The organism is Exiguobacterium artemiae (assembly GCF_033342815.1).
Lineage (GTDB): Bacteria > Bacillota > Bacilli > Exiguobacteriales > Exiguobacteriaceae > Exiguobacterium_A > Exiguobacterium_A artemiae_A.
This window is the reverse complement of record NZ_JAWPEN010000012.1, coordinates 1-22,063: the sequence shown is the minus strand read 5'-3', so window position 1 is coordinate 22,063 and position 22,063 is coordinate 1. Positions and strand designations below refer to the sequence as shown.

The 22,063-nt window shown below is 45.7% G+C and carries 22 protein-coding genes; 8 read left to right on the top strand and 14 right to left on the bottom strand.

Annotated features, from left to right (window positions below):
• Positions 1-2: 2 nt before the first annotated feature.
• Positions 3-827 carry an MIP/aquaporin family protein gene (locus R7V76_RS11635; RefSeq protein WP_214765644.1) on the bottom strand — a complete coding sequence of 275 codons (825 nt, stop codon included), beginning with the start codon at positions 825-827 and terminating at the stop codon, positions 3-5.
• Between the two features lie 189 nt (positions 828-1,016).
• Positions 1,017-1,580: a glycerol-3-phosphate responsive antiterminator gene (locus R7V76_RS11630; protein WP_214765647.1), complete on the bottom strand. Its 564-nt coding sequence runs from the start codon at positions 1,578-1,580 to the stop codon at positions 1,017-1,019.
• Positions 1,581-1,751: 171 nt separating this feature from the next.
• On the opposite strand from R7V76_RS11630, the gene R7V76_RS11625 reads away from it, so the two are divergent.
• A complete protein-coding gene (locus R7V76_RS11625; protein WP_214765734.1) occupies positions 1,752-2,378 on the top strand; it encodes a YczE/YyaS/YitT family protein in 627 nt (208 codons plus the stop codon).
• 56 nt (positions 2,379-2,434) lie between these two features.
• On the opposite strand, the gene R7V76_RS11620 is transcribed toward R7V76_RS11625, so the two are convergent.
• Both R7V76_RS11620 and R7V76_RS11615 read right to left on the bottom strand, forming a co-directional pair.
• Positions 2,435-3,178 (bottom strand): ABC transporter permease, encoded by a 744-nt coding sequence (locus R7V76_RS11620; RefSeq protein WP_318092615.1) that lies wholly within the window; start codon positions 3,176-3,178, stop codon positions 2,435-2,437.
• A complete protein-coding gene (locus R7V76_RS11615; protein ID WP_318092613.1) occupies positions 3,156-4,073 on the bottom strand; it encodes an ABC transporter ATP-binding protein in 918 nt (305 codons plus the stop codon). Before R7V76_RS11615 ends, R7V76_RS11620 begins: the two co-directional genes overlap by 23 nt.
• Positions 4,074-4,401: 328 nt before the next feature.
• Here R7V76_RS11615 and R7V76_RS11610 point away from each other — a divergent pair, with 328 nt between their 5' ends.
• Together R7V76_RS11610 and R7V76_RS11605 are read left to right on the top strand one after the other, a co-directional pair.
• On the top strand, positions 4,402-6,000 hold the full coding sequence (locus R7V76_RS11610) for a sensor domain-containing diguanylate cyclase (protein ID WP_318092611.1): 1,599 nt from the start codon (positions 4,402-4,404) through the stop codon (positions 5,998-6,000).
• An 89-nt stretch (positions 6,001-6,089) separates the two neighbouring features.
• A complete protein-coding gene (locus R7V76_RS11605) occupies positions 6,090-7,550 on the top strand; it encodes a sucrose-6-phosphate hydrolase (RefSeq protein WP_318092610.1) in 1,461 nt (486 codons plus the stop codon).
• A gap of 69 nt (positions 7,551-7,619) precedes the next feature.
• Here the strand turns inward: R7V76_RS11605 and R7V76_RS11600 are convergent, their stop codons facing one another.
• Positions 7,620-8,114, bottom strand: a complete 495-nt coding sequence (locus R7V76_RS11600) for a GNAT family N-acetyltransferase (RefSeq protein ID WP_318092608.1) — start codon at positions 8,112-8,114, stop codon at positions 7,620-7,622.
• A gap of 225 nt (positions 8,115-8,339) precedes the next feature.
• On the opposite strand from R7V76_RS11600, the gene R7V76_RS11595 reads away from it, so the two are divergent.
• Entirely contained in the window at positions 8,340-10,514 is a 2,175-nt protein-coding gene (locus R7V76_RS11595; RefSeq protein WP_318092606.1) for an ATP-dependent helicase, read from the top strand.
• A gap of 56 nt (positions 10,515-10,570) precedes the next feature.
• Here the strand turns inward: R7V76_RS11595 and mscL are convergent, their stop codons facing one another.
• The 7 genes from mscL to R7V76_RS11560 form a co-directional block, all read right to left on the bottom strand.
• Positions 10,571-10,960, bottom strand: coding sequence for a large-conductance mechanosensitive channel protein MscL (gene mscL, locus R7V76_RS11590; RefSeq protein WP_318092604.1), 390 nt, complete (start codon positions 10,958-10,960; stop codon positions 10,571-10,573).
• A 20-nt stretch (positions 10,961-10,980) separates the two neighbouring features.
• A complete protein-coding gene (locus R7V76_RS11585) occupies positions 10,981-11,874 on the bottom strand; it encodes a Cof-type HAD-IIB family hydrolase (protein ID WP_318092603.1) in 894 nt (297 codons plus the stop codon).
• A gap of 73 nt (positions 11,875-11,947) precedes the next feature.
• Positions 11,948-13,408 (bottom strand): cardiolipin synthase, encoded by a 1,461-nt coding sequence (gene cls, locus R7V76_RS11580; RefSeq protein ID WP_318092602.1) that lies wholly within the window; start codon positions 13,406-13,408, stop codon positions 11,948-11,950.
• Positions 13,409-13,543: 135 nt separating this feature from the next.
• Positions 13,544-14,968 (bottom strand): protoporphyrinogen oxidase, encoded by a 1,425-nt coding sequence (hemG, locus tag R7V76_RS11575; protein WP_318092601.1) that lies wholly within the window; start codon positions 14,966-14,968, stop codon positions 13,544-13,546.
• Positions 14,958-15,890, bottom strand: coding sequence for a ferrochelatase (hemH, locus tag R7V76_RS11570; protein ID WP_214765673.1), 933 nt, complete (start codon positions 15,888-15,890; stop codon positions 14,958-14,960). The genes hemG and hemH overlap by 11 nt, the downstream gene beginning before the upstream one ends.
• The gene (gene hemE / locus R7V76_RS11565; protein WP_012369604.1) at positions 15,887-16,933 is read right to left on the bottom strand and encodes a uroporphyrinogen decarboxylase; all 1,047 of its coding nucleotides are present in this window, start codon (positions 16,931-16,933) and stop codon (positions 15,887-15,889) included. The genes hemH and hemE overlap by 4 nt, the downstream gene beginning before the upstream one ends.
• 142 nt (positions 16,934-17,075) lie before the next feature.
• Complete coding sequence (locus R7V76_RS11560; protein ID WP_012369603.1) at positions 17,076-17,378, bottom strand: MerR family transcriptional regulator; 303 nt, start codon at positions 17,376-17,378, stop codon at positions 17,076-17,078.
• 117 nt (positions 17,379-17,495) lie between these two features.
• On the opposite strand from R7V76_RS11560, the gene R7V76_RS11555 reads away from it, so the two are divergent.
• Positions 17,496-18,791 carry an ammonium transporter gene (locus tag R7V76_RS11555; protein ID WP_318092598.1) on the top strand — a complete coding sequence of 432 codons (1,296 nt, stop codon included), beginning with the start codon at positions 17,496-17,498 and terminating at the stop codon, positions 18,789-18,791.
• A 63-nt stretch (positions 18,792-18,854) separates the two neighbouring features.
• Here R7V76_RS11555 and R7V76_RS11550 read toward each other — a convergent pair whose 3' ends face one another.
• Both R7V76_RS11550 and R7V76_RS11545 read right to left on the bottom strand, forming a co-directional pair.
• Positions 18,855-19,994: an ABC transporter permease gene (locus R7V76_RS11550; RefSeq protein WP_318092596.1), complete on the bottom strand. Its 1,140-nt coding sequence runs from the start codon at positions 19,992-19,994 to the stop codon at positions 18,855-18,857.
• Positions 19,991-20,731: an ABC transporter ATP-binding protein gene (locus tag R7V76_RS11545; protein ID WP_318092594.1), complete on the bottom strand. Its 741-nt coding sequence runs from the start codon at positions 20,729-20,731 to the stop codon at positions 19,991-19,993. Before R7V76_RS11545 ends, R7V76_RS11550 begins: the two co-directional genes overlap by 4 nt.
• A 331-nt stretch (positions 20,732-21,062) precedes the next feature.
• On the opposite strand from R7V76_RS11545, the gene R7V76_RS11540 reads away from it, so the two are divergent.
• The 3 genes from R7V76_RS11540 to R7V76_RS11530 are packed head-to-tail and all read left to right on the top strand — an operon-like array spanning position 21,063 to position 21,902.
• A complete protein-coding gene (locus tag R7V76_RS11540) occupies positions 21,063-21,314 on the top strand; it encodes a GlsB/YeaQ/YmgE family stress response membrane protein (protein WP_318092593.1) in 252 nt (83 codons plus the stop codon).
• A 51-nt stretch (positions 21,315-21,365) separates the two neighbouring features.
• Positions 21,366-21,617: a GlsB/YeaQ/YmgE family stress response membrane protein gene (locus tag R7V76_RS11535; RefSeq protein ID WP_026833749.1), complete on the top strand. Its 252-nt coding sequence runs from the start codon at positions 21,366-21,368 to the stop codon at positions 21,615-21,617.
• 33 nt (positions 21,618-21,650) lie between these two features.
• Positions 21,651-21,902, top strand: a complete 252-nt coding sequence (locus tag R7V76_RS11530; protein ID WP_026833750.1) for a GlsB/YeaQ/YmgE family stress response membrane protein — start codon at positions 21,651-21,653, stop codon at positions 21,900-21,902.
• Positions 21,903-22,063 lie beyond the last annotated feature (161 nt).

Sequence of the window (22,063 nt, the reverse complement as noted above, 5' to 3'; positions counted from 1 at the left end):
GCTTAAGCTGACTTCGACTTCACTGACGTTGATTTATTCGGACGAACACCGAATTTATAGCATAAACCTAATATGACGATTGTCACAAGTCCGACAATCACAAATGCCGGTGTATCTTTCCCGGAAAAGACAGATCGGTAAAACAATCCACCGAGACTTCCGCCAAGAACCGGACCAAGAACCGGAATCCAGGCGTAACCCCAGTTAGAAGAACCTTTTCCTGCAATCGGCAGAATAAAGTGTGCAATCCGCGGACCTAAATCACGTGCCGGGTTCATGGCGTAGCCGGTCGTTCCCCCAAATGACATTCCGAGACCGACAATCAAGACACCGACAACCAATGGATTCAGACCGTCTGAAAACGTATTGGCTCCAATGGATAAAATCCCGATGACAAGTAAAAATGTCGCAATCAATTCACTCATGACATTGGCAAATGTATGGGGAATCGCAGGTGATGTCGCGAACACACCCAGTTTTGCCGCCGGATCTTTTGTTTCTGCCCAGTGTGGCAGATAATGAACGAAAACAATACTTGCTCCGGCAATTCCGCCTAATATTTGTGCCACGATGTATCCCGGAACATCCGCCCAGGCAAATGATCCGTCAAAAGCAAGACCAAGTGTGACAGCCGGATTCAAGTGAGCGCCACTGAATTGACCGACTGCATAGGCAGAGAGCGCTACCGCAAATCCCCAGGCTAACGTAATGACAATCCAGCCGGCATCTTTTGCGTAGGATTTTGTTAATGTAACACCTGCTCCGACACCGTTCCCGAATGCGACGAGAAGCGCTGTCCCTAAAAATTCTGCTAGTACCGGTGACATATGATTTCCCCCTTTGTATGTGAAAAAAGCAACAAAAAAAGAGATTCCCGCCTCGGCTTTTTGTATGTTCTCAAAAAGCGTGAAAGCGTGAATCTCCTGTTTCTCCGTCACTTCGTATCAACTTGTTTTCACTATAACAATCGATGAAAACGCTGTCAAACGATTTACGTGATCTTTGTCATAGCGTTTTCATTTGTTTGGTTCAAAGTATTTCCACAACTCTTTATTCGAGGTCGTAATACTCGAGGCTCCTGCTGCAATCGCCTGTTCCACTTCCTCGACGGTATCAATCAATCCACCGGCGAATACGAGTTTGCCGGTTTTTCGTTTCACTTCTTCAATGTATTTCGGCATCAATCCCGGTAATACTTCGATATAATCAGGTTGCGTCCGCTCCATCAGCTGATAACTTTTTTCAAGCGAGCTGGAATCAAGTAAAAACATCCGTTGCATCGTCTTGACCTTTTTTTGACGGGCTTTTACGATCACACTGGCTTTCGTCGAAATGACACCATACGGCTTTAATTCCTGACAGACGTATTCGGTCGCATATTCATCATTTTTTAACCCCTGGACCAAATCCATGTGCAAAAACATTTTTTTGTCATACCGGTGTGCCAATTCATAGACGGCCTTTAAGCGCGAAACATGCATCTCAAGCAGTACACCGTATTCATAAGGACTTTTCAACATTTTTTCAAAGTCTTCTAACTTTCTGACAGACGGCAGAATTTTTTGACCAAAGTACGTCATATCGCGTCCCCATTTCTTTGATTTGTCCTTAGTATGTCGTCTCGGCAATGTTTTTCGCAATCCTCTTTTTATGAAAACAAATGAAAAGAACGATTAAATTAGGGTATAGCTTAACGATACTGATTTGAAATGGAGGTGAGAAGCATAGGGGAAAGTTTCTCTGTGCCTCGCATGAGTCAACAAAAAAGAATCATCATTTATTTATTTTCAATTTTGATTAACGCCCTTGGTAACAGCTTCATGGTCACCGCGGCCATCGGGAGTGCCCCCTGGACATCTGCCAGTGAAGCGTTGGCCCGTATTTCGCCGTTGACCGTCGGACTGGCCATCGTCGTCCTGCATGTTTTTGCGCTCGCCAGTGCTCTGCTGCTTGGGAGCCGGTTCAGTTGGTGGACGATTTTACTTAGTTTTTCCCTTGTCGTTCTGTTCGGAACGGCGATTGATTTCTTTTTGTCGATCCACCAGCTCCTCTATACACCGGTCGCCTTGTGGGCACGTATTTTGTATATGATTATCGGGATGCCGTTGATTTCGCTTGGACTGGCGCTTTACTTGCAAATCGGATTTGTCCTGATGCCGCCCGACTATTTGATGAAATCATTGATCAGCCGGTTCAAAAGTACATCCATCGGTGCAACGGTCAGCCTGGCGATTCCTTTTTTGATTGCCAGCATCTTATCGCTTGTCGAACACGAATTGATCGGAATTGGCGTCGGAACGTTTGTCTTCCTCCTTCTAAACGGTCCCCTGATTGAATTTTTCCAAAAAACATTTCCGATCACCCGTCGTGTCACCTGACGAAAAAATCCTGTCCGTAATGTGAATATCACAGTACGGACAGGATTTTTTCAATTTTAAAGATATGATTTTTTTTGGAAAATCAGGATCGATCCGCCGAATAACACCAAGATGTGTGCCAGAACGAAGAGGACGGAAAACGTCAGCGTCGTTCCCATAGGTTCTGCTGTTCCGTACGTCAACGCGCCTTTGAAATACATAGACCAGTCCAGATGCATCAACACAATCCATTTCGCGATTTCCGGTTTAAAGGCAAGTAACACTGTTCCGGCAATCGATGTAAAGAACTGAGCCAGCACGGTAAAACCGATGATCATACCGACAGAGCGGAAGACCAGCGAGAAGAATAAAGTCATGAAAATCGTAAAGACTGGGGTGACGAGTGAGAAGACGGTATCGCGCCACTGGATACCATCACCGGCTTCAGAAAATGCAAACGAGGCGGCGTACGTAATGATAACGATGAAAATAAATTGACCGAGCATGATTAAAATCGAAAACAACAGTTTCGAGAAATAAATCGTCATCCGCGAATACGGACTCATCAGCAAATGTTTCATCGTATCATAGCGGACTTCATTCCCGACCGTCTCCGCCGTGAAAACAATCGTAATGATACCAAGCAGATTGAACAGAATAATCGTCATGAGCATATAGTAGTCACTGCGTGTAAGGTCAGCATCATTCATTTTCGCGACAATGACGACTCCGACGGCAATCAGAACGTATAGCGCCAGGACGATTTTCGATTTTTTCATCGTCCACCATTTCATCCATTCATTTTGTATGAGCGAAAGCATGTGAATCCCCCTCTTTTTTCGTCACTTGCAAGAATTGTTCTTCGAGTGTCATTCGTTTCACAGTCAGTTCATGTAAATCAGCAATCGGGACGATTAATCGGGCGATGGCCGGTGTCTCGGTTTCAGGTGCCGTGATAATGATGTGATCGTTTAAGCGCTCGGCCGGATAGTTAGCGATCCGTAATGCTTCAATGACATCAAGTACATTAATTTCCGGAACACGGATCATAATTTTGGCTCCGGTCTCATTCCGGACAGACTCGACCGATTTGATGACACCTTGATCGATGATCGCATAGCGGTCACTGATCTGTTCCATCTCACCTAACATATGACTGGAAATCAGAATCGCAATATTTTGCTCGCGGGCCATCGTCCGAAGATATTCACGCAGTTCCGCAATTCCTGCCGGATCAAGTCCGTTCGTCGGCTCATCTAAAATCAGCACCCGTGGATTATGTAACAAGGCGCGGGCAATTCCAAGACGCTGTTTCATTCCTAGTGAATATTCTCCGACTTTTTTAGACAGTTTTCCTTCAAGCCCAACGAGTTTCGCTAATGCCTCATAGTCAACCTGACTCAAACCCGGAATCAGGTTCTTTGCATGAACCAGATTTTGTTTGCCTGTCATATATGTGTAGAAAGCCGGATTCTCAACGATCGCTCCGATTTGTGTCAAAGCTTTTGAGCGTTCATGGACGACGTCGAATCCATTGACGGTGACCGTTCCCTCATCTTGCTCGAGTAGCCCTGTTATGATTCGGATGGTCGTCGTCTTCCCGGCCCCGTTTGGTCCAAGAAATCCAAACACTTCTCCAGGTGCCACTTCAAAGCTGACATCCTTTAAAATCTGCTCTTTGCCTAGACGTTTTGATACGTGCTCGATTTTCAGCATCATTTTTCCTCCTCTTGCTGTTGTTCTTACTTCAGTGTACGTGATATCGAATAAAAAAGTTCCTATCCTTACAATTATGTAATCCGTTTCCAGTTTAAACTTGTATACTTAGGGTTATCCATTACCCCAGGTAAGCGAAGGAAACCAATGCCGTTTCAATTTGTTCCTATGACAAAAAAATGTCCAATCAGGCAATCGATTATTTAACGGAATATCCAGTCACAATCACCCCGTCGAAGTTTTCATCAAAATGAAATCATTCGATGATCATATGCTAAAATAATGAGAAGAATCCTGTTTATCTCATTAATGGAATTGGAGTTTATTTATGAAGAAATTTTCTATCCGTTTTGATGTCTTACTCGCTTTGTTGATTGCTGGTCTTTTTTTCGTCATGACACTTTCTCTGACATTTTTAATCAGTAATCGTGCAACAGACCGCCTAAAGGATGAAGTAGGAACAACTTTGTCCGCCACAGCTTATCAATTATCCGATAAACTCGATCACTACATGTGGTCCCGTACTGCCGAAGTCAATGTCTTACGGACTTTACCAACGATTCAGGACGGGAAAAATCCGGCTGAAACACGGAATACGCTGGAACAGTTGCAACAACAAATTCCTGATTTTTCATGGATTGGTGTGATGAATCCCGATGGGCAAGTCATTGCTTCAACGGGAAAAGTATTAGAAGGCCAATCAATCAAAGCGCGCCCTGTCTTTCAGGAAGCACAAAAAAAGCCATTCGTCGGAGATGTACACGATGCGGTTTTACTGGCCAAATTGCTCCCTAATCCGAGCGGCGAACCGTTGCAATTCGTTGATATCAGCACACCGTTGTTCACGAACGGAAAAATGACTGGTGTTCTCGCCACTCATCTCAGCTTTGAGTGGGCCAAGGAAATCGAACAAAGTTTCCAAAGTTCTACGGCGCAAATTAAAGACGTTGAATTTTTCATCGTCAGCAAACAAAATCGAACTGTCCTTCTCGGTCCAAAGCAGTGGCGCGGAAAAAACTTACCGTCTTCCTGGTTAGCCGGAAATCAAAAAGGATACCGGATCTCCGACTGGGAAAATGATCAAGAATACTTAACCGGGGTCGCCCAAAGTAAAGGGTATAAAAACTACGACGGGCTCGGCTGGACCGTTCTTGTTCGCCAACCGAGCCAAGTTGCCTTTTCAGACGCAAGCACTCTGAGAAATTACATCTTGATTGCCGGATTGATTGCTTCTCTGCTGACGGCCATCATCGGTTGGTTCGTAGCCAGACTGTTGACCCGCCCCTTAAAGAAAATCACACTGGCAGCAGAAGCTATGCAGCACGATCGATCCAAATCGATTCCGGCACATACCGGGATTCGTGAGATTGAAGTATTGTCCGTCGCGTTACGCGAACTAACGACGAAATTAACCCATACCGAGCAAGAACGGACAACGTATGAGTCACTCGCCCTTCACGATGCTTTGACCGGTCTGCCGAACCGGTATGGTCTATCTGATTATTTGGATGGGCTGTCCCGTAAAACGCATGATCAGATTTATCTGTATCTGGATTTAGACGGCTTCAAAGCTGTCAACGACCAGTATGGTCATGCCATGGGTGATTTATTGTTAATCGAAGTCGCCGACCGTCTTCAAAAGTCCTTACGTTATGAAGGTCTTGCAGCACGGCTTGGTGGCGATGAGTTTTTAATTGTCTTGAATGAGTCGATTCCGACAGAAGAGATCGACCGGTATGGAAAAGACATCATCCATACACTTTCTTATCCCTATCTTCTGAATCAACAAACGTTATTGATTGGAGCCAGTATCGGCGTCGCCATCCGTTCGGCGGAAGAATCGATCGAACAGGTCATTCACCGCGCGGATATTGCCTTGTACGATTCAAAACACCAGGGCAAAGGATGCTTGACCTTCCATCACTAAGAGACGTTATTGACAAGATCATCGCTTCTCCGTAATGTGAACGCATAGAAGAAGCAATCCCCAACTACTTACAACAAGGAGCTGACAACATGAATCAGTGGACACGCGAAGCACGTTATCGCCCGCTTTCCGATCTTGCACCGGAAGTGTATCAACTCATGAAAGAAGAAGTACGGAACTCACCTTGGCGGTTTTCTTTCCACATTCAACCTCCAACCGGTTTATTGAACGATCCGAACGGGTTTGTCTATCACAAAGGGACGTACCACCTCTTTTATCAATGGTTTCCGCTTGGCCCTGTCCACGGATTGAAGTATTGGTACCATATGACTTCAAAGGATTTAGTGCATTGGTTCGATGAGGGGGCAGCCCTTATTCCGAACGACGATCCTGATTCACATGGTGCTTACTCCGGAAGTGGTTTCGTCAAAAATGATCAGGTCCATATTATGTATACAGGAAACAAACGGGATGCCGAATGGAATCGCCACACGAGTCAAATCGTCGGCCATCTTCGTTCGGACGGTCGGATTGAAAAGCATCTGCCTCCCGCTATTCCGGATGTTCCAACCGGCTATACCGAACACTTCCGGGACCCTAAAGTATTTCAGCATCATGATACATGGTATTGCATCATCGGAGCTCAACGCGATGATTTAAGCGGCTGTACGGTCATGTACCAGTCAAAGGATGCGGAAAACTGGACGTTGATGGGTGAACTTAAAACCGAATATGATCAATTCGGTTATATGTGGGAGTGCCCTGATTATTTTGAACTCGACGGAAAAGGACTCTTATTGTTCAGTCCGCAAGGGATTTCCCCTGAGGACGACCGGTATCAAAATATCTTCCAATCCGGATACTTGTTGGGACAACCACTCGCCCTGCCGGAACTCACTTTCCAACATGAAGATTTTGTTGAACTGGATTTCGGATTTGATTTTTATGCTCCGCAAACGACACTCGCAGCAGACGGACGCCGGATTCTTGTCGGCTGGATGGGACTACCTGACATCTCGTATCCAAGTGACCGCTATAACTGGGCACACGGTTTGACGTTACCGCGAGAACTGACACTCGAAAATCAGCGATTGCGTCAAAAACCCGCCCAGGAACTGACATCCCTCCGGAAAGAAACGTTATATGAACAGGAACTGGAATTGGTAGATCAACTCCTGCCTGCACAAGCAGAAATTTTCGAGCTCGAACTGTCTCAGTTGCAGCTTTCTTCTGATCAATTAGAGGTGAAGCTCCGGGTCAGTGACCAGGAACAAACGGTTCTGCGATACGATCAACAAACAAAACGATTCACAATGGACCGTGCATCGTCAGGTGCAGAAGTACCGGCACTCGACTATGGGACGACCCGTTCGATCACACTGACTGAACCATTGCATACTTTACGCGTGTTCGTCGATCGTTCATCCGTCGAAGTTTTTCTAAATGACGGGGAGGCCGTGGCTTCCGCCCGGATTTTCCCGAAGACGACGAGCCAAGGCATCGTTCTGACCGGTGACGCGACGGCGCATCTGGCGATTTACAGCCTGTAAATCATCGACCATGATCTTCACGACAAAAAAACACATTCCTCACAGACAATCAGCTGAGGAATGTGTTTTTTATTGCGGAGCCGTCTCTTTTTGAAGATCAAAGGCTAATATGTGTTGTTCGCCGATCGGACCGATGACAGATTGCAAGGTATCGACATAACCTGTTTTGAAGTACAAAGATTTTGCTGCGATATTCTTTTTGTTGACCGCTAACGTAATCGCCGTTACTTCCGGAAAATGTTCGTTTACGAAGGCAGGAAGTTGCATCATCGCTTCTTTGGCATATCCTTGCTGTTGGTGTCTGGCATCAATCGAAAAAGCCCGCAACAGGACACTGCGTTCATCCGTCCGGTGGGTTTTCGGAGGATTTAAATGCAGGATGAAAAATCCGACGACTTCCGTTTCTTTTTTAATGACGACCGGAAACTTGTCTGGATTGCTTAATGCTTCCGACACGACCTCGGTCGGAAAAGTCGTAAATTGGATTTGTTCCTCCGGAAGAATAAACGCATCACATTGTTCATAGTGTTCGTTGGTATACATAAACAGCTTTACTTGAGACATACTTTTTCCGCCTTCCATTAGTCAAGGAGACACAACACTCCCCTTACATCTATTTCCATTTTACATGTTCTAGATGTTTTAGCCAATGCTTCAGGAACGTTCGTGTAAAAGATTTTATCTTTACTTATATTCCACTTCTTGTGTAGACTTAATCAATTGTCCGACTGAAAATGCTAAACTAAGAAAAGAAAATTGAGTATATAAAGGTAAGAGGTGAATAAACCGATGTCCCCAGACTTTTTCGAACGGATGGAGATCGAAACCGGAACCAAATTAAATGCGGTCCAACGCCAAGCGATTGAGCACGATCAAGGTCCGCTCTTATTACTCGCTTCCCCGGGTTCAGGAAAAACGACAACATTAAATTTTAAAATTGCCTATTTGATCCTTGAGAAAAAGGTGAATCCCCGGTCCATCCTGGGATTAACTTTCAGCAAAGCTGCTGCTTATGAGATGGCAGAACGCTTTCATGACTGGTTTCATCATTTAATCGGAACAACGGCTTCTTTCTCGACTATCCACAGTTTTGCTTTCCAAGTCGTCCGTGATTATGCGTCCACACATCGCCTTCAGTATACGATCATCGAAGGCGCCATTGAAAAAACGGCAACACATCGTCCGGAGCAGCCGTTGCATAAGCGGATGATTCTTCGCCGGATTTTCCAGGAAATCAACCGGAGTGTCATTACGGAAGATCAGATGGATGAATTACTGCGTATGATTTCCTTCGTTAAAAACCGTTTATTGGCAACGAAGGACATTGAAACATTAAAGACAACCATTAAACATTTTCCGGAGATTTACTCCGCTTATGAACAATTTAAGTTGCGGGATCCGCTCCATCCACTGATGGACTTCGATGATATGCTGACGTATGCCAATACGATCCTTTCGGAGGATGCGGCATTACTCGCCTCATATCAACGGCGCTTCGAATATATTTTAACGGACGAAAGTCAGGATACTTCTCTCGTGCAGCATCAACTCGTCGAAAAACTGGCTCTGCCTCACAACAACCTTTGTGTCGTCGCCGATGATGACCAGACGCTGTACAGTTGGCGTGGCGCTGATGTATCAAAAATCATCCACTTTAAGGATACGTATCCCGACGCGACTGTATTGTACATGGAACAAAACTATCGTTCTTCAAAAGAGATTGTTGAGACTGCCAATCGGTTCATCCAGCGGAATAAGGTCCGTTATCCGAAAAAGATGTATACAGAGAATCCTTCTTCGCGTGCCATCACGGTTGAGACGTTACCCGCTTACGAAGACCAAACACGGTATGTCATTCGCCAATTACGCGAGGAAACGAATTTCAAAGAGGTAGCGATTTTGTACCGCAACAACTCATCATCCATCAACATCATGAATGCACTTGATTTAGCCGGAATTCCTTTTTACATCAAGGACGTCGATCACAAATTCTTTAGCCATTGGGTTTTAAAGGATGTCTTACATTTTATCGAACTAGCAAACGATCCTTCTGATGTTAAGATTTTGGCGCAAATTCATACGAAATTTGCAGGGTACATCTCAAAAGTTCAATTACAGCGTCTTTATGAATTGCAGAACGGCGAAAACGTCTTTGATTTGCTGCTTCAACATGTCGAGATGAAGTTTTATCAAAAAAAACAGTTAAAAACCATTAAATCCGTCTTTGCTGCTATTCAAACCGCCCGTCCGGCTGCTGCTTTGGCACTGATTCGCAATGAACTCGGTTATGAAAAAAATCTAAAAAAAATGAGTGACAGCCTTGGATTCAGCATTGATTTTTTACTCGAGATGCTCAATACGATTGAAAATGTCGCAAGTGATCTTCCGACTTCCCTTGCCTTTAAAGAGCGGATTGTGCACCTCGAACAACTCATGCGTCAAGCGAAGTCGAACAAACAGCAAAATGCCGTCACCTTATCGACTTTTCACAGTGCCAAAGGACTCGAGTTCGATCGTGTCTTTATGATCGATTTAATCAACGGTGTGCTTCCATCGTCGGATAATATTAAATCTTACAAAGACGGACAACTCGAAGAAATGGAAGAAGCCGTCCGCCTGTTTTATGTCGGAATGACACGCGCACGGCATGATCTTCATCTGTTGTCTTACCGGTATAAGTCAAAGCCGGTCGAGGAATCCTTATTCATCGCAAATATCCGCCATATTCTTAATCCGGATCAAAAAACACAAAAAGAAGCCCGCTATGCTTCGCGTTTGAATGAAAAACCTGCCGGGCCACTTCTTCAAGTCGAGAAAAATATGCGGATTCGTCATAAATCGTTTGGCGACGGAACGATTGTCCATTTGATGGACGATGTTCTTGAGATTCAATTCGATAAAGGCATCGATAAACAACTGTCCCTTCAAGTCTGTTCTGAAAATCATCTGTTAACGATTTTATAAAAAAAGGCGCACTTACCATCCGGATCATGTTCCGGAGTAAGTGCGTCTTTGATTATTCATTTCATCCGTTCATCCTGTTGACGGACCAATGCATCACGGATTTCCGTGAGCAGTTTTTCTTCCGTCGTCGGAGCTGCGACTTCTTCTGTCGTCTCCTCTTTCCGGCGAAAAGCATTGATGCCTTTAACGAATAAAAATAACGCAAACGCAATCAGGATAAACTCGATGCTTGCTTGCAGGAATTGACCGTATAACAAATTAGCATTTCCGACCTCGACCGACAATCCTTTGACATCAATTCCACCAATGATGATCCCGATCAACGGCATGAAGATGCTGTCGACCAGCGACTTGATGATACCGCTGAAAGCCGCCCCCAAGATGACCCCTACTGCCAGGTCGATGACATTTCCGCGAAATGCAAACTCTTTAAACGCTTTGAACACTGTCGGTTGCCCCTCTCATTTCATGTCCATGATCCGTCGGCCAACTGACGAATCGCATAACCGACACCATTCTCATTATTGGTTTTCGTCACTTGATGAGCCGCTGCTTTGGCGTCCTCGTGACCATTCCCCATCGCAATGGCCATACCGGCTACTTTAAACATCGGAACATCGTTTAAGTTATCGCCAATGACCGCCACTTCGTCGATTGAGAAACCTAGGTGGTTTGCCAACGTTTTGACCGCCGTTCCTTTGTCGGCACCGAGTGCCATGACTTCGATATTGTCATGCCCGGATGATGTCACGTATACACCCTCCACTTTTTGTTCGATTTCTTCCCAAATTTTCTTCATCAACTCCTGATCAAATGAGAAAGAAATGAATTTAAAGACTTGTTTGGTCTGGTTGCGGATGAAAGAGCGGAAACCGTCAATCATTTTGACATCTTCGTTGACATAATACCGGTCATGGAAAAATTCCAGGACATTTTTGGCCCGGTCACTTTCCTGACTCATTTCTTTCAGCGAATCATAAGCGGCGTCAATCGTCGCTCCTTGCGCTGTGACCAGTCCTTTATCACAAAACATCTCGAAGAAAACTTCATACTGACTGATGATGCCGTAGATTTGTTGCGCCTGTTCAGTCGTCAGTGTCGTTGCACTCAGTTCTTCACCGTCAGCAGTCAACACACGTGCCCCGTTAGAAGCGATGATCGGACACGTAATGCCCGCCTCGTCCGTCAATTCTTTTGCATTTAAGTAATTTCGTCCTGTTGCAATCGCAAAATCAACGCCTTGTTCTTTTGCAGCTTCAATTGCCGCAATCGTTTCCGGTTCTATTTTCTGTTTGCTGGATAACACCGTACCATCCATGTCTGAGATCAATAATTTGATTGCTTTTGCCAAAACGTTCACTCTCCTTTATCTTTTTCCATTTTACTATACCATTTTCAAGATGATATTCCTGTTGTGACCCATTTGATTCCCGTCAAAGAATCGGTGACAGCAAGCGGGAAATACTTTCTTTAAACTTAACGAACCGGGATCGTTCCGCATATTTTTCAGCGGTCAGCTGCTCACAGACAAGACAATCTGCTTCGAACAAACGGGCTAATTCTTCAGCAACATGCCGGTCGTAAACGATTGAGTTCATCTCAAAATTCAATCGGAAGCTCCGGGCATCGATATTCGTCGTTCCGACGGAAGCGATTTCCCGATCGACGACAATCGTTTTGGCATGAAGAAATCCAGGTTCATACGTATAGATTTTCGCTCCGTAATCAATCAGTTCTCCGGCTGCTGCTGTCGTCGCCCAGTAAACAAACGGATGATCCGGTTTGTTCGGAATCATGATTCGGATTTCCACACCCGACAGCAATGCCATCTTACAAGCGTCCATATAACTCGTATCCGGGATGAAATAAGGTGACTGGATATAAATCGAGTGTTTCGCGGATGAAATCATTTTAATCAGCAGATTCTTGAGATGTTCCGTTTTCGAATCCGGTCCGGACGTCACAATCTGCATCGGCAATTCCTGTTCAACCGAGTGGGCGCCATAATAAAAAGTATTTTTAGGCGTATAGTTGTCGCTGGCCTGGTTCCAATCCAAGATGAATCGGTCCAGTTGATCGTGAACGACCTCTCCCTCCAACCGGAAATGCGTGTCGCGCCAGTAGCCGAATTTTTCATCGATTCCCAAATACTCTGTTCCGACGTTAAAACCGCCGATATAACCAATCTTCCCATCGACGATACAGGACTTCCGATGGTTCCGGTTGTTGAGACGGAAATTGATCAAACCGATTGTCGGCGGGAAAAAGGCGTACACTTCTCCGTCATGTTTCATTAATTCCTTAAAGTCGGATCGTTTTAAATCGCGGGATCCGACCGCATCATACAGTAACCGGACTTTGATTCCCTGTTTCGCTTTGTTCGTCAAAGCGGCAATCAAGGCCTGTCCCAGTGAATCCTTTTGAATGATGTAATACTGGATGTTGATTTCGTGTTCCGCGTTTAAAATATCGGTCATCATTCGATTGAATTTTTGTTCACCGTCCGATAAAATCACGACATCATTTTTAAAGCTGAGCAACGCATCATTTGATGTCAAATTCATCCGGATCAATTGATCGTACCGGATGATTGCTGGATGACGCTGTTGTGTCTCATGCTTGTCGAGCTCAGTCAGTTGCAGAGCAACACGTCGCGTCTGCTCTTGTTGCTCTGTTTGTTCGACGTGATAAAAATTCGTTTTTTTCAAAAGACGTCCAAAAAATAAGTAAATCAGGAACCCGACTAGCGGAACAAAATATAAAATCAAGACCCACGCCCACGTTGCGCCGACATCCCGCCGCTCTAAAAAAATGACGGTGATGACCGCCAATACATTTACGATAATCAAGCCGTAGGCCAATATGACGAGCATCGTACTCAACACGTCAAGCACTGGATTCCCTCCTTTTTTTCACCTGTCGCCTTTTTCAATCGAATGTATAAGGTATTCCTTATTTTCACTACAGATAAAACAAAAAAGTGTATGAAACTCCTAAACTAGTGGAGTTTCATACACTGGAGAAACTGATTATGATTTGTTGACGGATTCATCCGTATGGGATTGTTCGAGTTCAATCAATTCAATCATTGTTTTCGCACTGGCTACACAATCCGGCAATCCGACCCCGTCATAGGCAAGACCAGCGAGATAAATGCCTGGGTATTGTGCCAACACTTCTTCCCGGACACGCTGAATCCGGTCAGCATGACCGACGGTGTAAGCAGGAAGACCATCCATCAAACGGCTGATGATGACCTGCTTCGGTTCTAACGTCCGACCACAGATCTTTTCCAAGTCCTGAAGCACGGCCTGTTGCAATACCTCATCTGATTCATGAACCAGATGGTCATTCCCCGGTCGTCCGACAAATGCCCGAAGGACCGTGTGATCGGGAGCCGAATGATTCCATTTTTGATCAATCGCCGTACAGGCCGTAATCGAGTACGGTGCCCGTCGATTGACGACAAAACCTGTTCCTTCAATCGGCAGCGACTCCTGTTGATCAAAAATCATCGTCACCGTTGCCGTCGAGTGGGTCGTTAACTGCTCAAGTTCCGGTAAATGAGCATCCGGTAACAGTTGAACGACTTGCGGATGCGGAATCGTCAAGAGGACATAATCGGCGTACTCTGGACCGTGGTCCGTTTTCAGCCGGTATCGTCCATCTTCACGTGAGATCGCCAGTAATGGGGTTTCGAGACGAATTTCTGACCGTTCGAGCACCTCTTCCAACCGTTCAATCAACGATTCGAGTCCTGTTTCAAGCGATAAGAACTGTCCCGTTGCCTTAATTGTTGTCTGGGGAGTTTGCGGCAATTGATCGAGCGGACGCATCAGACGCATTCCTTCAAATAACGAGCCGGCTTTTTGTTCATTCGCGACGAACTGCGGATAGGTCGCAAACGTACTCATCTGATCGATGTTGCCGGCATAAATTCCGGACAGCAACGGTTCAATCAGTTTTTCAACTAATGCATCACCGAGCCGCGGACGCAAATATTCACCGAGCGGAATGTCCTGTTCCGGAATCCTCAGACTGTCAGACGGATGCAACAGCAAGTCTGCGACTTCCTGTTTCTCCTCTTCTGTCAGTAACGTCGTTTGCCGGAACAAGTCAAGATCCGTCGGAATGCCCATGACAGCGCCTTTCGGAATCGGATGAAGGCCACCCGTATCCAAAATGAACGCTTGGGATGTATTGTTTCGGACCAGTTTTTCACCAAGTCCGATTGCTTCAATCAAATCCGTCAAAATGTGTTTGCGGGCGACGTAAGAATCCGGTCCACGCTCAATCGTAAAACCGTCTTCCCGGTACGTCGCGACCTTCCCGCCAAGACGTTCTCCGGCTTCAAGCAATGTAATGTTCAAATCGGGAAAGGCACGTTCTGCGTAATAGGCAGCGGCAAGACCAGTAATACCACCGCCGACGATGACGAGACGTTTACTTGACATAACTGCCGACCTGTTTTGAAACAGCCTCAGTGACCGCTTTCATGAAGGCAGGATCTGCGTTCGGCATGATTGGACGTGCGTAATGGATGCCGAGTTCGTCACAGACGACTTTACACTCATAATCATTGTCGAACAGGACTTCCAAGTGATCGGCGACGAATCCGACCGGAACGTAGACGAATGCTTCGTATCCTTCTGCTTCATAGACGTCACGCGTCAAGTCTTGTACATCTGGTCCGAGCCAAGGTTCTGGCGTTTGGCCAGCTGACTGCCAGCCTGTGATCATATGCTTGACACCGGCGCGGGCCGCAATCAAATCTGCTGTCTCTTTTAATTGTTCCGGGTATGGGTCACCGTTCGCAATGATTTTTTCCGGTAAACTGTGGGCTGAGACGACAAGGACTGCTTTATCTTCCGGTACCGGTAACGCATCAAATGTTTTCCGGATTTCCGTTCCCCACCAGTCGATGAAAGCTTCTTCTTTGTACCATGACTCAACAGAAGCTAAATGGATGCCGTGTTTGTCTGCTACTTCTTTTGCACGACCGTTGTATGAACGGATGCTGAACGTCGAGTAGTGTGGTGCCAGTACAACCGTGACCGCTTCCGTGATCCCGTCTTTCGCCATTTGTTCCACGGCGTCTTCGACGAACGGTTCGATATGCTTCAGACCGAGATACAGTTTGAATTCGATTTCGCCTGCATATTTTTCAGTCAGTTGGCGGTGCAGTTCTTCCGCCTGATCAATCGTGACTTGTGCCAGTGGTGAAACACCACCGATTGCTTCATACCGTTCTGTCAGTTCAGCCAATGCTTCTGGAGACGGTTTCCGCCCACGGCGAATATGTGTGTAGTACCGTTCAATGTCTTCCGGTTTGTAAGGCGTACCATACGCCATGACGAGTAATCCTAGTGTTTTCATTTCGCTACCTCCATTTTTTCTTTCGAGTAATCATGGATATATGCAGTGAGACGTTTTAAGACTTCCGGATCCACTTCCGGGAAGATGCCGTGCCCTAAGTTAAAGATGAAACCAGGGCGTTTCATGCCCATATCAAGGATTTCTTTTGTTTTAGCTTCAAGAATCTCCCATGGAGCAAGCAGATAAGATGGATCAAGATTCCCCTGCAAGGTTTTCGTCAATCCGCGTTCGCGTGCCGCGTCTACCGACAAACGCCAGTCGAGTCCGACGACGTCGAGCGGAAGGTCATGCCATTCTTCTGCCAAGTGACTTGCTCCGACACCAAACATGATCATCGGAACGCCTGTTTCTTTTAATTCCGTGAAAATACGTTCCATCGTCGGTTTGATGTAAAGGACATAATCGTTGCGACTCGTCGTACCGACCCACGAATCGAAGATTTGAAACGCCTGGATACCGGCATCGACTTGCGCTTTGATATAATCGATGACCATGTCTCCGAGTTTTTCCATTAAAGCATGCCAGACATCAGGGTGACCATACATCAATGCTTTCGTCTTATGATACCCTTTTGACGGTCCGCCTTCGATCATATAGCTCGCTAATGTAAACGGTGCTCCCGAAAAACCGATCAACGGTACTTCAAGACGTTCGCGTAATAATTTAATCGTCTCGAAAATGTAGGGAATATCTTCTTTTTTAAAGGTTTGGAGCGCTTGAACATCATCCATTGTCCGGATTGGATTAGCAATGACAGGACCGATGCCGCTTTTGATCTCGACGTCAACACCCATTGAAGGCAACGGCGTCATAATATCCTTATAGAGGATCGCCGCGTCGACTCCCAATTGTTTGACCGGCAGTTCTGTCACATAGGCGCACAACTCAGGATCATGTGTAATCTCAAAAAGTGTCCGTGTCTTCTTGATTTCACGATACTCGGCTTGATACCGACCTGCTTGCCGCATATACCAGACCGGTACATGGCTTACTTCTTCGCCACGAATGGCCCGCAAAAATGTATCATTAAAGTTTTTCATCATAACTACCCCTTTTACTCGTTCTAACGCCCCAAAATAACGCACGATAAGTTTGTGAACACAGAAACATTATATCTGAAATTCAGAACGGTGTGCCAATAAATCGTTTACAAAATTACAGTTCTGTTACCCGTTCATCAAATGTTCACCGTTTCTTGTAAAGTCCGAAGGCAGCATTCAACTGTCCTCGAATTAAATCCGAACGTTGTTGTTCCGTTACTTTCCGTTCCTTTTCACGGATTTCGTGTGTCCGCCACCCATCTTCGATCTTTTCCGCAACTTCTACCAATCGTTCAATGTCTGTAAATGAGTATTTTCTTGTTTTTCCGTTCGTCCGCTCCGGAAAAATCAATTTCCGTTCTTCATAGTAACGAATTTGACGTTCTGATAACCCGGTCAATTCACAGACAATCCCAATCGTCATCACCTTCTTCTCCCGGTAGTTCATCTTCGTCACTCCTTTCCTTCAAAATACCATGTCAGATTTTCTGACACAAGACGTTTCTTGGAAAGGATTTCCGTCTAAAGTAAACACATACTTTAAATTGATAAAGGAGGAACGACGATGAACTTAGAAGAAATGTTAGTCTCGGTTGATACGTTTTATGTCTTATTCGCTACGTTACTCGTCTTTACGATGCAGATTGGATTTTTATTACTTGAAACAGGCATGTTACGGGCGAAGAATGCCGGGCACGTCGCGGTTAAGCAATTAATCAGCTTCTCCGTTGCCGCCCTTGCTTTTTGGGCAATCGGATTCGGTCTGACGTTTGGTGATGGTCCTAGTTTGATTGGAACAGAAGGATTTTTCCTTCAAGGAGGATTTTCGAGTCTTGACTGGTCAAATGTAACCATCGATGTTAAATTCCTTTTCCAACTATCGTTTGTTGCCGTATCTCTCGCCATCGCTTGGGGCGGTTTTGCGGAACGCGCAAAACTTTCTGTCTATCTATTGTTCGGAACATTTTTCGTCGCCATTATCTATCCAATCATCGCCCGTTCCGTCTGGGCCGGCGGTTTCCTCGGTTCTCTCGGGATGCAAGACTTCGCCGGTTCGACCGTCGTCCACTTACAAGGTGGGATTGCCGCTCTCGTCGCTGCTTTAATCTTGAAAAAGCGGATCGGAGCAGAAAAAACGCCGTTACTTGGCCATAACGTCATCTACTCCGTTGTCGGTGCGTTCATCCTTTGGTTATGTTGGTTCGGATTCAATGCCGGCTCGACGTTAACGATTGCTGACGGATTCTTCAGTTATGTCGCCTTGACGACTTTACTTGCGACCGCTGCCGGTGCGCTTGGTGCACTCGCCATTTCTTTCTGGCACCGTCGGGTCGCAGATATCCCGTCGATCATCAATGGCGTCCTGGCTGCTCTCGTCGCCATCACAGCCGCTTGTGCCTTCGTCGAACCATGGGGAGCCGTCGTAATCGGTTTCCTCGCAGGTGTCATCACGTACGGAACCAGTATCCTGCTTGCCCGTCGCGTCGATGATCCATTGTGTGCTTTCTCCGTGCATGGTGTGGCCGGGATTTGGGGGACACTCGCTACCGGATTCTTCGCTTCACCGAGACTTGTTGAAATTACGGGCATCGGACAAGCCGGATTGTTTTACGGCGGCGGTTTTACACAACTTGGGGTGCAAGCACTCGGCGTCGTCTTTGCCGTCGTCGTCGTCAGTGTCCTAAGTTATGTCTTCCTCAAGTTACTCGATGTGACAATCGGTCTCCGGATTACGCGTGAAGATGAACTCCGTGGACTGGACGTTGCCGAGCATGGACAAGCTTCTTATGACCTCCCTGCACCGGTCAGCAAAGAGTTGCATCCTACGTATGAAGAAGAATCGACTGAAAAGGTCAACTGAATTTTACCGTCAAACACCCCTTCGCCGTGACGGCAAAGGGGTGTTTTGTCTTTGATTCTACGGTTATTTTTTCCTCGCATAATATTCAGCGATCACGAGTGCTAAAACAGCGCCTGCGATAACAGTCGGAAAACCGCTGATCACATATCCGATTCCCGTTAAAACCACCACTTGTAAAAATGAAGTGATTCGGAGGACTTTCCGTTTTGACGCCGTAGCGTCTCCAAACGGCAACAGGCGGGTCAACAGATGGGAATCGATGGCCCGGGTGAACGGTGCCAATTGAAAGCTGGTTAATCCACTGAAGGCGGGTATGGCAAGCACTACTAACCATTCATTGTCTTTCCCGAGCCACATGAAGACGGCGCCGATTAGTGTCAAACGAACGATTAAACCGATTCCGTCCGTACTTCGAATAAATTGTTTCATGTACAGGTAATCAAACGTCCGCTTCCGGTCGAATCCGATTTTTTCGACGAGATGGCTCAACAGCCGGCGCCGTTTGTATGTCGTCGACAGGCGTGGTACATCAACAAACCAGTTCGCAATCCGGTAAAAACGATCACGTGATTCCTGTTCTAACGCAATCCAGTCCATTAACGGCAACTGCTCCTGTTTCTTCAAATGGAGCGTCAACAACAAAAGACTCGTCACTACGATGCTGAATGAACCCATTCCGAGCATAACAAGAATTCCGGCACCGGTTGCGTATAAGAGGACTAGCCGATGACCAACCCCTTCAAGTTTTGATAAATTAGCTGCGGCACCAATCATGCTTAAGGCCACAAACAGAATGAACAATCCGATGGGTGAAGTCTCTTCTGTCCGCACATATAATACAGCAACCGCGAGAAACGGGATCACTGCCCGGATCATACCAAACAGAGCGTTATATACCCTGATTCGCTTCATATACCCTGCAAGGTGCGGCAGACTCGGAAGCAGGAAGACTTGGTCCGCCTCTGTCAAAAACGTCCGTGTCGAGCGGTAAAACGCCAACAAGATGAACAAGCTGCCCATGACCAGATTTCCCGGAAACGATGGATCGAGCTGATCCAAAAATCGACCGTACACGACAAGACCGTATAAGACGACGAAATAGACCGTAAACAGCAATCCGCCGTTCGCCATATACCGGGTATACTTCGTCATCTCCGCCATGGCAGCCTGGTATCGTGTATGCCATAAAACAGAACTTGTCATCGTTCTGCCTCCTCGATGGCAGCGACGTAAATGTCATCAAGGGAACCGTCCATCAAATCGTAGCGATTTCGAAGATCTTCCGTCGTCCCCTCCGCTGCAATCCGTCCTTCATGCAACAAGATGAACCGGTTGCAATGACGTTCTGCCGTCTCTAAAATATGGGTCGACATCAAGATTCCTTTCCCGTCTGCTTTTAATTCACTGAAAATCGTCAGCAGTTCCCGAATCGCAAGTGGATCGAGTCCAACAAACGGTTCATCGACGATCAGCAGCTCGCTGCCTGTCACCAGGGCACAGAGAATCATCGCCTTTTGTTTCATCCCTTTGGAAAAAACACTCGGAAACCATTCCAGCTGTTTGGTCATCCGGAGCCGTTCTGCGTAATGATTCATTCGTTCTTGCGCCTGCTTCTCCTCGACGGCATACCCTTGCGCCATCAAACGCAAATGTTCGCGTAATGTCAATTGTTCATATAACATCGGCTGTTCCGGAATATAGGCGACTTGTTTCCGGTATGTTTGTTCATCCTGTTCTAAACTGACCCCGTTGATCAGAACTTCTCCTGACTTGACCGGTAACAAACCAAGGATATGTTTAATCGTCGTCGATTTACCGGCACCGTTTAAACCGATTAATCCAACAAGCTCTCCTCGATTTACCGATATATTAATGTCATGGAGGACTTTTTTTGCTCCATATCCCCCAGATAAATCATTTATTTTTAATAACACACTCATCGACTCCCTTCATTAACCATCCTAGACAATTCATTCTCACTTTTCTAGTTTGAGTCATTTTTTTATTAAGAAAAGGTTTGAATACATCTTTTTACGGTAATTACTCTAAGTGTAATCGTTACATCAATATATGAAAACGACTTACAGAAATTGAAAGTAGCATTTTAAATACGAGTTTCTTCGAGAGGTAACTGGTATAATCGTCTAGCCATTTTAATTTTAATGTTTTTACCTCACTGGTTGAAATGATTATTTAAAGGCTTTCATCTTTCAATGTGTTTACAACTGCCTGAAAACAGGTAAATCTAAAGTAAGAAAAGGAGGGTTCCGAATGGGGTTCTTATGGGCTTTAATCGTTGGTGGATTAATCGGATGGATAGCTAGTCTCATCATCGGGAAAGACGTACCAGGCGGTATCATCGGTAACATCGTTGCTGGTTTTGTCGGAGCAATGATCGGTCAAGCAATCTTTGGAACAATGGGTCCTGTTGTTGGTGGATTCGCAATTATTCCAGCTATCTTAGGTGCAATCATCTTAATCTTCATCGTATCACTGATTCTTCGTTCAGTACGTCGTAAATAATTTTTTGAGATAACAATTAGAACGTAAATTTTATTGGAGGAGTGTTTTTAAATGGGATTCTTATGGGCTTTAATCGTTGGTGGATTAATCGGATGGGTAGCTAGTCTCATCATCGGAAAAGACGTACCGGGTGGTATCATCGGTAACATCGTCGCTGGTTTCGTCGGAGCAATGATCGGTCAAGCAATCTTTGGAACAATGGGACCTGTCGTCGGCGGATTCGCAATTATTCCGGCTATCCTCGGTGCTATCATCTTAATCTTCATCGTATCGTTGATTCTTCGTTCAGTACGTCGCAAATAATTTAAACTACTAAAACTAAAAGGAGTGTTTTAAATGGGATTCTTATGGGCTTTAATCGTTGGTGGTATTATTGGTTGGTTAGCAAGTCTTATTCTCGGTAAAGATGTACCAGGTGGTATCATCGGTAACATTATCGCAGGTTTCGTTGGTTCAATGATCGGACAAGCTCTTTTCGGAAGTTGGGGACCGTCAGTTGCCGGTTTCGCAATCGTACCAGCTATCCTTGGTGCAATCATCTTAATCTTAATCGTATCGTTCATCCTTCGTGCGGTGAACAAACGATAATCTAATGTACAGAAAAAACCACGGGAGATCTTATATCTCCTGGGCTAACCTAAAATTTTGAGACAATATAAAACACCTTCGGAGTGGTACACTTTTAAAAAGTACTAGCATCGGAGGTGTTTTTGCATGGGCAAAAACGTATATTCAAGCGAAGTGAAATG

Bases quoted from the DNA above. Each gene is read 5' to 3' on its own strand.
- R7V76_RS11545 (WP_318092594.1), bottom strand. From the start codon at position 20,731: ATGAGTGTGTTATTAAAAATAAATGATTTATCTGGGGGATATGGAGCA.
- R7V76_RS11540 (WP_318092593.1), top strand. From the start codon at position 21,063: ATGGGGTTCTTATGGGCTTTAATCGTTGGTGGATTAATCGGATGGATA.
- R7V76_RS11630 (WP_214765647.1), bottom strand. From the start codon at position 1,580: ATGACGTACTTTGGTCAAAAAATTCTGCCGTCTGTCAGAAAGTTAGAA.
- hemE (WP_012369604.1), bottom strand. From the start codon at position 16,933: ATGATGAAAAACTTTAATGATACATTTTTGCGGGCCATTCGTGGCGAA.
- R7V76_RS11535 (WP_026833749.1), top strand. From the start codon at position 21,366: ATGGGATTCTTATGGGCTTTAATCGTTGGTGGATTAATCGGATGGGTA.
- R7V76_RS11560 (WP_012369603.1), bottom strand. From the start codon at position 17,378: ATGAACTACCGGGAGAAGAAGGTGATGACGATTGGGATTGTCTGTGAA.
- R7V76_RS11530 (WP_026833750.1), top strand. From the start codon at position 21,651: ATGGGATTCTTATGGGCTTTAATCGTTGGTGGTATTATTGGTTGGTTA.
- R7V76_RS11615 (WP_318092613.1), bottom strand. From the start codon at position 4,073: ATGCTGAAAATCGAGCACGTATCAAAACGTCTAGGCAAAGAGCAGATT.
- R7V76_RS11600 (WP_318092608.1), bottom strand. From the start codon at position 8,114: ATGTCTCAAGTAAAGCTGTTTATGTATACCAACGAACACTATGAACAA.
- hemH (WP_214765673.1), bottom strand. From the start codon at position 15,890: ATGAAAACACTAGGATTACTCGTCATGGCGTATGGTACGCCTTACAAA.
- R7V76_RS11625 (WP_214765734.1), top strand. From the start codon at position 1,752: ATGAGTCAACAAAAAAGAATCATCATTTATTTATTTTCAATTTTGATT.
- R7V76_RS11610 (WP_318092611.1), top strand. From the start codon at position 4,402: ATGAAGAAATTTTCTATCCGTTTTGATGTCTTACTCGCTTTGTTGATT.
- R7V76_RS11550 (WP_318092596.1), bottom strand. From the start codon at position 19,994: ATGACAAGTTCTGTTTTATGGCATACACGATACCAGGCTGCCATGGCG.
- R7V76_RS11555 (WP_318092598.1), top strand. From the start codon at position 17,496: ATGAACTTAGAAGAAATGTTAGTCTCGGTTGATACGTTTTATGTCTTA.
- R7V76_RS11595 (WP_318092606.1), top strand. From the start codon at position 8,340: ATGTCCCCAGACTTTTTCGAACGGATGGAGATCGAAACCGGAACCAAA.
- R7V76_RS11635 (WP_214765644.1), bottom strand. From the start codon at position 827: ATGTCACCGGTACTAGCAGAATTTTTAGGGACAGCGCTTCTCGTCGCA.
- R7V76_RS11620 (WP_318092615.1), bottom strand. From the start codon at position 3,178: ATGCTTTCGCTCATACAAAATGAATGGATGAAATGGTGGACGATGAAA.
- hemG (WP_318092601.1), bottom strand. From the start codon at position 14,968: ATGTCAAGTAAACGTCTCGTCATCGTCGGCGGTGGTATTACTGGTCTT.
- R7V76_RS11605 (WP_318092610.1), top strand. From the start codon at position 6,090: ATGAATCAGTGGACACGCGAAGCACGTTATCGCCCGCTTTCCGATCTT.